Origin of the sequence: Maridesulfovibrio sp., assembly GCF_963666665.1 — a bacterium.
Taxonomy (GTDB): Bacteria; Desulfobacterota; Desulfovibrionia; order Desulfovibrionales; family Desulfovibrionaceae; genus Maridesulfovibrio.
On record NZ_OY762999.1, the window covers coordinates 1,609,409 to 1,621,849 of the forward strand.

11 protein-coding genes are annotated in these 12,441 nt (G+C 47.5%); 9 read left to right on the forward strand and 2 right to left on the reverse strand.

Translation table 11 applies throughout. The features are described 5' to 3' along the window. Positions 1-41: 41 nt before the first annotated feature. The 8 genes from ACKU40_RS07355 (at position 42) to ACKU40_RS07390 (ending at position 7,591) form a co-directional block, all read left to right on the forward strand. Positions 42-1,025, forward strand: coding sequence for a hypothetical protein (locus tag ACKU40_RS07355; RefSeq protein WP_320175865.1), 984 nt, complete (start codon positions 42-44; stop codon positions 1,023-1,025). Between the two features lie 17 nt (positions 1,026-1,042). Continuing rightward, positions 1,043-1,423, forward strand: a complete 381-nt coding sequence (locus ACKU40_RS07360; protein WP_320175866.1) for a Rid family detoxifying hydrolase — start codon at positions 1,043-1,045, stop codon at positions 1,421-1,423. A gap of 512 nt (positions 1,424-1,935) precedes the next feature. Continuing rightward, on the forward strand, positions 1,936-2,421 hold the full coding sequence (locus tag ACKU40_RS07365) for a tRNA (cytidine(34)-2'-O)-methyltransferase (RefSeq protein ID WP_320175867.1): 486 nt from the start codon (positions 1,936-1,938) through the stop codon (positions 2,419-2,421). Positions 2,422-2,521: 100 nt separating this feature from the next. Further along, entirely contained in the window at positions 2,522-3,544 is a 1,023-nt protein-coding gene (gene rfbB / locus ACKU40_RS07370) for a dTDP-glucose 4,6-dehydratase (protein WP_320175868.1), read from the forward strand. Then, a complete protein-coding gene (gene rfbD, locus ACKU40_RS07375) occupies positions 3,541-4,425 on the forward strand; it encodes a dTDP-4-dehydrorhamnose reductase (RefSeq protein ID WP_320175869.1) in 885 nt (294 codons plus the stop codon). Before rfbB ends, rfbD begins: the two co-directional genes overlap by 4 nt. A gap of 18 nt (positions 4,426-4,443) precedes the next feature. Then, the gene (locus tag ACKU40_RS07380) at positions 4,444-5,415 is read left to right on the forward strand and encodes a 4Fe-4S binding protein (protein ID WP_320175870.1); all 972 of its coding nucleotides are present in this window, start codon (positions 4,444-4,446) and stop codon (positions 5,413-5,415) included. A 143-nt stretch (positions 5,416-5,558) separates the two neighbouring features. Next, on the forward strand, positions 5,559-6,524 hold the full coding sequence (locus ACKU40_RS07385; RefSeq protein WP_320175871.1) for an HlyD family secretion protein: 966 nt from the start codon (positions 5,559-5,561) through the stop codon (positions 6,522-6,524). 8 nt (positions 6,525-6,532) lie between these two features. Next, entirely contained in the window at positions 6,533-7,591 is a 1,059-nt protein-coding gene (locus ACKU40_RS07390; protein WP_320175872.1) for an FUSC family protein, read from the forward strand. A gap of 77 nt (positions 7,592-7,668) precedes the next feature. On the opposite strand, the gene ACKU40_RS07395 is transcribed toward ACKU40_RS07390, so the two are convergent. After that, entirely contained in the window at positions 7,669-9,396 is a 1,728-nt protein-coding gene (locus ACKU40_RS07395; protein WP_320175873.1) for an aldehyde ferredoxin oxidoreductase C-terminal domain-containing protein, read from the reverse strand. A gap of 403 nt (positions 9,397-9,799) precedes the next feature. Here ACKU40_RS07395 and ACKU40_RS07400 point away from each other — a divergent pair, with 403 nt between their 5' ends. Beyond that, positions 9,800-11,038 carry a hypothetical protein gene (locus ACKU40_RS07400; RefSeq protein WP_320175874.1) on the forward strand — a complete coding sequence of 413 codons (1,239 nt, stop codon included), beginning with the start codon at positions 9,800-9,802 and terminating at the stop codon, positions 11,036-11,038. Between the two features lie 37 nt (positions 11,039-11,075). Here the strand turns inward: ACKU40_RS07400 and ACKU40_RS07405 are convergent, their stop codons facing one another. Beyond that, positions 11,076-12,227 (reverse strand): aromatic amino acid transport family protein, encoded by a 1,152-nt coding sequence (locus ACKU40_RS07405; protein ID WP_320175875.1) that lies wholly within the window; start codon positions 12,225-12,227, stop codon positions 11,076-11,078. Positions 12,228-12,441: the final 214 nt, after the last annotated feature.

Here is a 12,441-nt window from a genome sequence, read left to right on the forward strand (position 1 = left end):
TCTGCCCGGTTTATTTTCTCCCACCTCCACCCACCGCATATATGTCCCTCAAAGAAAATTTAATTAACCCTGCTCTCGCTACTATCAAAGACGCTGCCCGCATCAGCCTTGACCTGTTCAAAATTATGATCCCGGTAGTCATCGTCGTCAAAATACTGCAGGAATTCAACCTAGTCGGATATCTTGCAGCCCCGCTGGCGCCGATCATGAAAATGGTTGGGTTACCCGGCGAAATGGGCCTTGTCTGGGCTACAGCATTAATCAACAACATATACAGCGGATTGATTGTTTTCTTAAGTCTGGCCCAGGATCAACCGCTCACTGCAGCACAAGCAACGGTGCTTGGCACAATGATTCTTGTTGCCCACTCAATGCCTGTGGAATTGCGGGTGGTCCAAAGCTCCGGCCCCAAACTTGGATTTCAGCTGCTGATCAGGATGGGTGCCGCTTTCCTGATGGGCTTGGTCCTGCACTTGATTTACCAGAATTTCGACGTCCTGCAGGGACCGGCAAACATCCTGCTGACTCCGGACAATTCCGCTATCGAAAAAACAATTTTGCAATGGGCCTTTGGTGAAATACGCAACCTGATTTCCATCTTCGGAATCATTTTATGCCTGCTGGCAATCATGCGTATCCTAACCAAATTACGGGTCATTGCAGCAATGGATTTCCTGCTGCGCCCTTTCCTGACCATGATGGGAATTGGTACCAAGGCTTCTGCTTTGACCGTGGTAGGTTTGACCATGGGACTTTCATACGGCGGAGGCATGATCATCCATGAAACAAAATCAGGACGCATTGATAAAAAAGACGTCTTTTATTCCCTGACCCTGATGAGCATTTGCCACAGCCTGATTGAAGACACCCTGCTGCTTATGATGATAGGTGGACACGTATCCGGCCTGTTCTGGGGACGGCTTATTATGTCCTGCCTGATAGTAGCAGCACTGGTCCAGATAACTAAATTTATTCCGGCCGTTTTTGCCGATAAATATTTATGGGGACTCCCCAAACAATCTTAAAAACTAAAGGAATGGTTATGATCGTTACAACTGTAAATACCGAAAATGCTCCCGCAGCAATCGGACCCTACTCGCAGGCCACCATCTACAACTCGCAGGCTTTTGTCAGCGGGCAGCTCGGTCTTGTCCCGGAAACCGGCGAGTTCATCTCTGATGATGTACAGGACCAGGCAAGACAGGCTCTTGAAAATCTTAAATCCATCCTTGGAGCCTGCAGAAGTTCCTTGAACAAGGTTATCAGCGTGGATGTTTTCCTGACAGACATGAACGACTTTGCCAAAGTCAACGAAGTCTATGCCGAGTTCTTCTCCAACCACAAGCCAGCACGGGCCGCCATCGAAGTAAGCGGACTCCCCAAAGGCGGACTTGTGGAAATTAAGTGTATTGCGGCTATTTAAATGTAAGGCACATCTTACGTATAATTTTGAAGGGCCACTCGTGGCCCTTTTTTGTTGTCTACATTTTTGTATTTCAGCTTTGACAAATTCGCCAACAAAACAGCCAAAAAATCGTCCATTTTCCGGCATAGGACAACATCAACAGAAATATTTTCCTACCCTTTTATAAAAAGACATACCATTCAAAGCAGTTACTCACTTAGTCTCAAATGTGGCACGCAAACTGCTTATAAATAATCAAGACGGACTAAAAAAGAACTGACTAAACAAAATAAAATCTTAGGCAACAGCCATTAAAAATAAGAGTCGTTCTTCACCTCCATCTTTAAAAAAATGTTCTGGACTGATAGGCGAGTGCAGGAAACGGTAGAAACGAACAGCTTAGAAAAGAAATATAAACAAAAGCGATTCTGCCTCCCTCCCGCGATTGATCCGGACATTTTTTTATTCCCGATTTTTAATCCTGATTCAGGGATTGCCCTAAGCAACTTCTCCTGCTATCGATTCCAGCCATGACACAGGAAAAATTTACCAACCCTTTCAGTATCGTTCTCTTCGAGCCTGAAATTCCACCTAATACCGGTAACATTGCAAGGCTTTGTGCCGGAACGGACACCCAGCTTCATCTCATCGAACCGCTGGGATTTTCCATTTCCGACAAGCACCTCAAACGTGCAGGGCTAGACTATTGGCCCAAAGTAAAACTCTCGGTATGGAAAAACTGGCAGGAATACAAAGAGAATGCAAAACCCCAAAGACTGGTCACAACCAGTGCCAAAAGGGGAACCCATCTGTTCGAATTCAAATTTCTGCCCGGAGACCACCTTGTTCTTGGTCCGGAAACAAGAGGATTGCCCGAATGGATGTTTGATGAATTCAAACACGCGGTGAACATTCCCACCACTGACAATGTGCGCAGCCTGAACCTTTCCACATCTGCAGGAATTATCCTCTATCAGGCTCTGTCATGTCTGGAAGCAAGGGTTTCATTTAAATAAAGACCGTCACTGCACATCAATTTGCACACTGCACTTTCTTGCATAACACTGCGGCAACAGGTATGTTCGCCCTTGAATTTTAATCATCAGCGGAGAATCTATGCGACTTCTTATTACCGGCGGATGCGGTTTTATCGGAACCAACTTCATTTACCTGATGAAAGAACGGCATCCTGACTGGAAACTGTTCAACCTTGATAAGCTGACCTACGCCGGGAACCGCAAGAACCTGCTTGAGCTGGAACAGGAAGAGAACTCCGGCTATACATTCCTCCATGGCGACATCTGTGATAAAGAATTCGTCACTTCCGTACTGCACGACTATAAAATCGATGCCGTAGTCAACTTCGCGGCAGAATCTCACGTAGACAGATCCATCAACGATCCCGCACCATTTTTGACTACCAACACCCTTGGTGCCCAGAATATGATGGAATGCGCCCGCAGTGCCGGAATCGAAAAGTTCGTCCATGTTTCCACAGACGAAGTCTACGGCACTCTAGGACCCAATGATCCGGCCTTCAGCGAAGAGAATCCCCTTGAGCCTAACAGCCCTTATTCCGCCTCCAAGGCTGGCGCAGATCTCATGGCCCGGGCATACTTCGAGACATACAAATTTCCCGTTTCCATTACCCGTTGCTCCAACAACTACGGTCCATACCAGTTCCCTGAAAAACTCATCCCGCTTATGTTTATCAAGGCAACAGCAGGAGAACGTCTGCCCATTTACGGGGACGGCTCCAACATCAGGGACTGGATCTATGTTGATGACCATTGCACCGGGGTGGAACTGACTCTGCTTAAAGGACAGCCCGGCAAAGCCTACAACTTCGGCGGGGCTGCCGAGAAGACCAACCTTGAACTGGTCAAGGAACTTCTGTCAATTCTCGGAAAAGATGAGTCACTCATAACCTACGTCAAAGACAGGCCCGGGCACGACATGCGATATGCCATGGACTATTCACTGGCTGAAAAAGAACTTGGCTTCGCTCCGGCAGTTACTTTTGATGAAGGAATACGTAAAACCATCGAATGGTACCAGAACAACGGTCAATGGCTTGAAGACGTGCGTAGCGGAGCTTACCGCGAATTCATGGACCAATGGTACGGAGAACGAAAATGATTGATTTAGCAGGCAAAAAGGCCGTAATCCTCGGCGGAAAAACCGGACTTCTCGGGCAGAGCCTGACTGAAAAGCTTCAGGCACAGGAGATCATAACCATCCCTCTGTCCCGCTCCGACTTTGATCCACTGAATGAGGAATCCCTGACCGCAATGCTGGAAAGGGAAGAACCGGACTTCATCTTCAACACAGTGGCCTACACCATGGTCGATCTTGCGGAAGACGAGGAAAACAGAGCCCACCTGCTGAACACCACCCTCCCAGCCACTCTGGGCAGGCTCTGCAAGCAATTCAAAATTAAACTGATCCACTACAGTACAGATTTTATTTTTGACGGTAAAAAGGATTCACCATACTCCGAAGATGACAAGCCAAACCCTCAATCGGTTTACGGCGAAACCAAGCTGGCCGGAGAAGAAAGACTGAAAGACCTTAATTACGAAGATATTCTGATCATCCGCACAGCATGGCTGTTCGGACCGCATAAGACCAACTTTGTACACAAAATTCTGAACTTCGCTCAAGAACGAGAGAGCCTGAGTGTTGTGCATGATCAATCCGGTTCTCCGACATACACCCCTGATCTGGCTGATTACTCAATTGAGCTGCTCAAACACGAAGCCAAAGGAATTTTCAATGTAGTTAACTCCGGCAAGGCAAGCTGGTGTGAGCTGGCCACCGAGGCCATCGACAGCTGCGCCATCAATTGCCGGGTTGACCCGGTCCCCACTTCCGCCTACCCCACCAAGGCCACAAGACCGCCCTACTCAGTTCTCGATACCACCAAGTTCACCAAGGTGACCGGGAAAAACCCACGCCCGTGGGTGCAGGCTCTCAGGGACTATGTTTACAACGACCTGAAAGACGATCAGGAAGATTAATCTTCCCGGTAAAGGAAAATGAAAAAAATATCCCCTGAACTGCTGCGGGATTCCATTCAGTGCGCCATGACTCTGTTCTGCATCTGGGTGGGATACCGCTTTTATCTTTTCTACCAATGGATGATCGGCAATTCAGACATTGCCGTGACCAAGCCCGGCGCAGTTGAAGGATTCCTGCCAATCAGCGCCCTGCTTTCCCTGAAACAGCTCTTCACTAAAGGCATATTCGATGAAGTCCATCCTGCAGGACTGACCATCTTTATTGCGGTTCTGATCATGAGTTTGATCATGCGCAAAGGTTTCTGCGGTTATCTTTGCCCGGTGGGATTCATCCACAACCTGCTCAATAAGATTGGACGCAGGATCGGTAAAATCATAACCGTCAAAGGTAATATTGAGTTCGGGATGTTGATCCCCAAATACATTGCCTTAGCCTTTTTTGTAATAGCCGTTTTCAAAATGGGCGGACGCGAACTGGAAGCCTTTATCCGTTCTCCGTACAACTTCACAGCTGAAGCAAAAATGATGCTCTTCTTTACCGACATAAGCATGACTGCAGCCCTGATTATCGGGGCAATATTAGTGCTGGGCATCTTCATTCCCTACTTCTGGTGCCGCTTCCTCTGCCCTTACGGGGCACTGCTGGGCATCATCGCCAAGGTATCTCCCATTGCAGTGAAACGTGATGAAAAAAAATGCATCAGCTGCGGGAAATGCAACAAGGCCTGTCCCGGCGGAATCGAAGTGGACATCAAGCAAACCATTAATTCACCGGAGTGTGTAGGCTGCACCCAATGCATCAACGCTTGCCCGGTGGACGGCTGCCTGAACGTCACAGACCGCTTAAGCAGGGTAAAACTGCCGTGGTATGTGATCGCTGCCGGATCGCTGGTGATCCTGCTGGTCTACTATGCAGCTGCCAAGTTCACCAACCATTGGGATTCGCCTTACCCGCTGGAAATGCTACGTAAATATTATATGATGATGTAACGCGGCAACAACACATCAAGATATACAACGGCACCTCACAACCATTACGGTTGAGAGGTGCCGTTTTTTTGTTGCTGTGCTATACTCGGATATACACTTAACTCTCAAACAAAATCAGAGACAGCTTGTTTCAAGGGACAACTATGAACCGTAAAACCGTATTCAAATTGCTTTTCGCAGCCTTGTTCCTTCTCTTTTTATATTGGATTTCAACCTATTTTGCTGCCTACACAGATGATGCATATCTGGAAACAGACATAATCCGTATGGCACCGAGAGTGGAAGGACATATTCAGCTTGTTCCCGTACAAGACAACCAGCAGGTAAGCAAAGGCGAGCTGCTTGCGGTCATCGACCCTACACCATTTCAAATCAACCTCAACAGCTCACAAGCAAAATTGAATCAAGCTGAATCAAAACTCGAAGCACAAAAGAAAAATCTGAATGCAGCAGAAGCGATCTTCAAAGAAAGTGAAGCAGCCCTCATACTGGCCGAAACGACAGAAAAACGGTTTCGTAAATTGATCAAATTGAAAACCGTATCAAGACAAATTTATGACGAAAAACTGGAAGCCTATCGCAAGGCTTTGGATAAACACAGGGAAGCAGAATCAGAAGTTGATGAAGCCAAGGCGTCCGTGCAGGGCCAGACACACGATGTTCGTCATGCACAGGCTCAATTGGACATGGCAGAATTCCAAATTGAACACACCAGACTTTATGCTCCTGTAGACGGCTTTATCACCGCATTGAACATCAAGCCCGGAGACTACGCAAAAACAGGCCAGCCAATCATGGCTGTAGTCTCAGACGAAGACTGGCGGGTTATTGCAAACTACCGTGAACAACTGGTCCGACACATCAAACCGGGACAACACGTAACAGTGCATCTGGATAATTATCCATGGAATTTTTTCGAAGGTGAAGTTCAAGGAGTGGCCCGCGGAGTTTCCCGCAGCCCGGTTTCAGAAAAGCTGCTGCCATATGTAGAGCCAAAGACAAACTGGATCAGGCTGTCCCGCCGATTCCCGGTCCGCATCCAAATCAGGAATCCGCAAGGAGCAAGGCTGCTCAGCGGCTCCGATGCCCGAACTGTTGTTTTTTATTGAGGTCAGCAATGCACGCCACCATAGTATTCAAAGAATTCAAGCAAGGTCTCGCAAAGGAGTTGCAAGAGTTCAATAAAGAACAGGCCCGCTGTGCACTGGGAACAGCCATTGCCGCGCTGGGGGCAGTGCTGATCGCCAATTGGCTGAATCTGGACAAACCGTATTGGGCCGGAATTTCAGCACTGGTGGTTTCCCGTTCCAGCTATGACGCTTCCCTCATTAAAGGATTACTGCGCATTGCCGGAACAATCGGCGGCTGCGTACTGGCTTTAATTATGCTGGGAACGTTCATTGATAATGTCTTTGCCATCCTGTGCATCATCTTCTTTACTTCTATCGCTACGGTAATTGTATCCAATACCAGAGGCTGGGACAGTTATGCATGGGGAATGGCCGGTTTCATGGTAGTACTGCTATCCATTGCCGGACTGGTAATACCGCAATCAATATTCAATTTCGCTTTTTACCGCACTTTTGAAATCAGCCTTGGAACAATAATGGCCATCATCATGAGCGCAATTATCAACCCTGACCCTCCGGAATCAGCCAATCCCACAGATGCTCTTGCTGGTAGCATGATCTCCCCTGCTCAGGAGTCAGAGCTTGTCAAGCAGGCCATAAGTCTTGCCCTAGCCATGGTTTCAGTGCCGCTGATCTGGAAATGGCTGGACCTGCCGGGAGTGTTACAGATAGGAGTAACCTCGCTGATTCTACTCCAGCCGGACCCAATGCAGTCATGGCGTAAAGGAATTTTACGTTTGCTGGGCTGCATGGCAGGAGGAAGCATCGGACTGCTTTTACTCGGCAGCCCTGCCGGACATTATCTCATAACTTGGGGAGCTGCTTACGGGGTCCTGATTTTCATTTTTTCCTACATCGACCATGGAGATCCACGTTGCTCATATATGGGGTTACAAGGGGGCATAGCCCTAACCTTAACTCTCGTACAAGGCTTGGGACCGGGGACAGAACTGCAACCGCCAATTACCCGTTTATGCGGAATACTGGCCGGACTAATCCTCTGGAATATAATTCATGCACTTCTTGAAAAAGACAACGCAGCTTAGGTAAGCAAAGACACATAATAATTAAGCCCGGCTGAGAAATTCTCAACCGGGCTTAACTCATTTTATCTTATGCAACCTTAGACTTTAGCAGCCTGAAGTTCTTCAACAGTGTATTCCCATACAGTGTTATGGGGCTCAAGCTTTTCTTCGCTGAAGAAACGGGGCAGCTGGTCATCACTCTTGGTGAAACCGGCCTTGCGGTTGAACTCAAGTTCATCCTTAAGGGTGTTCACGCCGAGTGCGATGAAGTCATCTGCGGTGAATTCGATACCGTGTGTTGCGGCAACGAGGTCACACATGCACTGAACTGCATCTTCGGTATCCAGAACAGCGAAAGCTACGAACAAGCAGAGGCCGAGGCCGTCGATAGTTGCAGTAGCAATCTGGAGGTTCTTGGAAAGTTCGATCTGGCCTTCCTTGGAAAGAGGATCAACATCACCACCAACTTTAAGGATGTTGGTAGCAACAGCGTAACCTGCAGTGTGGTCACCGCCCATGGGAGTGGTAGCGTAGGTAACGCCGACACCCTTTACGGAGCGGGGATCGTATGCGGGCAGCCCCTGACCTTTAACGGTGGGGATACGGTCTACGCCGAAAGCCTGACCTGCGAAGTCTGCACCGTTACCGATGATGCGGCCCATGGGATCGGAAGAACCGACTTTCTTGAGCAGCTCGATACCGGCTTTACTGTCACCCCAATTAAGGACACCGCCGTCCATTGCAACAGCCATGGTACAACCCATTTCAATGGTGTCGATACCTTTTTCGTCGCAGATACGGTCCATGGAGGCAATATCGTCGATGTCGTTGATCAGGCAGTTTGCACCGAAGCCCCAAACGGTTTCGTATTCAAAACCGGAAGTCAGGTAGTTACCGTCTTTGTCATTGTAACGCTGGGAGCACTGGATAACACAGCCGGTGTGACAACCTTCTTTGGTTTTACCGCCGCGGGATTCGATAACTTCAGCGATTTTTTCACCGGAGATGTCAGCAACGTCATCAAAACGACCGTAACGGAAGTTCTTGGTGGGCAGCGCGCCGGCTTCGTTAATGATGTTAACGAGGATAGCGGTACCGAATGCGGGCAGACCTTCACTGGTTACGGGGTGACCCATAAGAATTTCAAGCCAGCGTTTACGGGCAACCTTGAAAGCCTCTTCATTAACAGGAGTGATACGGCCTTTGGCTTCAGGATCAAGAACAACAGCCTTGACCTTTTTAGAGCCCATAACCGCGCCCATGCCGCCACGACCTGCGGAACGAGCAGGATTCAGATGAGGATCAGAGAACTGGATGGTGGATGCAGCAAGGCACTGCTCACCGGCAGGACCTGCCAGAGCGGTAACAGCTTTGTCACCGTAAAGTTTTTTCAGTTCTTCGTGTGCGGGATAGTTGTCCATGCCTACGATGGGGGTAGCATCCTTGAATTCTACGCGGTCAGCGTAAATTTCTACGATTGAGAAAGGAGCATCCATTTCAGGCTTATCTTCGAAAATAATTGCTTGAATATCGAGGCGGGGCAGAACCTGTGCGAACTGTCCACCGGAGTTACTTTCTTTAATACCGCCGGTCAGAGGAGACTTGGCGCCGCAGGAGAGTCTGCCGGAGTTGGCAGCACCGGAACCAGCGAGGATACCGGCAGCCCATACGAGCTTGTTTTCTGAAGAAAGAGGATGACAGTCGCCGGGAACTTCAGTGTTTACGACTCTGGAAGTCAGGGCGCGTCCGCCGAGACCAGCGTAATCGCCGAGTTCTTCAAATTTGAATTCTTTGGTACGGGTATTGATTCTTAGGATTCTGGGCATGATAACCACCTATAAATTTTGAAAAATTAGTAAAATCAACCTTCGTTCTTAAATAAATCCGTTGTGTTAATAAGTACACCGATTATATACCTGCATACACTCTTGTCAAAGATTTTAAATTATATCCCCCTAAGCACATAATTTTTTATTATATCTATTTTGGCATATTAAATAAAATTGTTGTAAAACAGCATCAACACATTTCTTTAACACATTTATAATTTACTACAAAACACATTTACTACATTAAATTTTAATCGAAACAAAAATAATACAAGACCAAAATACACTGCAAAATAAAAACTACATTTATACAGCATATATTGACTAAATGTTCATCTTGCGAATAATTTAACAACAATCATAACTGATCCTAAATTACATATACCGCAGAGGGGAAACCATGGGCATTGATCATAAAATCAAAGAATCCATTACGGAACCAGAGAAACTGGAACAAATCTATCGCGATAACCCTAAACATTTTAAAAAAAGCTATCAGGAAGCATTTGCTGATCAGAAAGATTCAATTCTTTTTCGGGCATGGCAGGCACGGCTGGAATACTCCGCACCTGCAACTGCTACTCTATCCGTCACTGATCTGACGGCAATGCTACTTCTTTGCTTTATTGCCGGGACAATATTGAAACTTCCGGATTGGACCAATCTGGATAACTACGAAATATTAGGCTGGATGGGCTCACTAGTTCCGCTGACAGCTATGTTTTTATATACCATGCACATGCGCGGCTGGCCCCGGAAAATCACTGCAACCGGACTTGGCGCCATCATTGTTCTGTCCATAGCAATGCACTTTACTCCTGAAAAATGGGTCGACACCTTTGCATTGTCATGCCTGAACCTGCCATTCCTGATCTGGTCGCTATACGGACTCAGTCGTTTCAATAAAGACTGGAGAGCAACAGAACAACGCATTGAATACCTGCGCTTCAGCGGGGAATGGATAATTCATGCCGGACTTTTCTTCCTGGGAGGGGGGATACTACTTCTACTGACATTTGGCCTGCTGGACATGCTGAACATAGACAGCTCATGGATAATTGAAGATCTGGCCATATACGGAGCCGCATCTATCCCGCTGGTGGCAGCTTGGGCCACAGACACATATTCAGCTGCCAGAAAGCTGGTTCCATTGCTGGCCAGGATATTTTCACCATTATTACTGATACTGATTTTAGGCTACATGGGAGCCATGGCATGGAATACAGATGAACTATTTCAGGACCGTGAGACCCTTCTTACGTATAACATACTGTTATTAACCGTGCTGGCTACAGCCATATTCACCCTGACCGGACGAGGCGAAAAAGAATCCGGAAAATTGGCTAATTCGATTATCAGCCTCATGGTTGTAGCGACGGTTATTCTTGACCTTTTAGGAATATGCGCCATCGGCTGGCGCATTTTTGAATTCGGACTGACAGCGAACCGCTTCAGTGTACTCGGCTCAAACCTGGTCGTCTTCGGAAACCTTGCATTTATGGGAGCAGGATACGTGCGCTATCACGCAGGAAGGGGAACGCTGGATGATATTGAAACCATGCTTGCCCGCTACCTACCCTGCTACGCAATCTGGACCGGTTTCTCAGTCCTCGTTCTTCCTTGGATCTTCCGGTATTAAATATCAAAAAGGGGCCTCAAACGGGCCCCTTATTTTTTTATGCATGAACGTAATTGGCGAGAATAATCGCTACCCCGCATAGAAAACTGGCAACAATTGCCGGCCTCCCGCCAAGGGCCCTGAACTTCTGATTCAATCCTGCTGCGCGCATTTTCCAGATCATAATACACGGAAGTAAAACTGCGATAACGGTAAAAGCAGCCCCGGCATGGGCAAGAGCAGCAATAAATCCGTCCGGAGCCAGCAAAGAAGCTATCAGCGGCGGAACAAAGACAATCAGCCCGGTCCCGATACGCCCCATATTGGTATCTTTTCGCTTGAACGTCTCGGCAACCAGATCAAAAAGACTCAATGAGACCCCAAAGAATGAAGTTATGAGAGCTAGTGCCGCGAAAACAGAAACAACTGTCTTGACCCAACCGATTCCACCGCTGATTAATTCTACCAAGGCATCTACATTGGTCATTGCCGCCAATTGCTCAGGAGTCGTGCTGCTAAGAGAGAGTAAAAGCCAGAAAAAATAACATAGACTCGGAACGGCTCCGCCAACAATCAGAATTCGGATAAGACTCTTCTTATCCTCACCTATATAAGTCACAATACTCGGAATGCAGACATGGTAACCAAACGAAGTGATCAACACCGGAAAGGTAACAAACAACGCGCCGGGAGTAGGATCTCCCTGTTTCAGGTAACTCAAATCCATATGTCCGCCTAAAGCCACAAAACTAGCCAGCATTGCCACCAGCATAACTATGAAAAGAAACTTGTTTGCCTGCACTACAAAGTGGGTTCCGGCGACAAGTATCACAATACTTATAGCAGTAAAGACAATGGTCCCCGTGCGGGGATCAATTCCTGTTGCATTGGAGACAAGACCTCCGAGCCCGCTCAAATAAGCAACAATCAGGCAGTACAACAAAAAGAAAACGCTCCCGGTTCCGATCAATTGCCCGGTGCGACCAAGAATCTTACCCGTCATGTAGTTGAAATTAACCCCCTGTCCAAACTCAAGGTTGATTTCAAGAAGCATCAATGCGGAATACGCAGCGACAATCCACATAAAGACAAGCGCACTTGCCCCGGTTGCAAACCCTAAATTCCCTAGTGTAATGGGCAGTCCGAGCATACCAGCACCGATAGAGGTCCCTGCAACCACACTGATTGCACCGATCATCTTAGTATTCAAAATTATCTCCTTAAATAATAAAACAAAGAAATCCCGCATTCCGCAAAGGAAGCAGGAGCAAGGCCTGATAAGGCTATGAATAGAAAAGATGCAGACAGGTAAAAAGAGACAAGCACAAAGGACTAAGAACGGAACATAAAGACACCAGAACTTAAATATGACGACCTATTGCCGCCATCCCCTTACGGATACATACGCTTATCGTAATAATTTG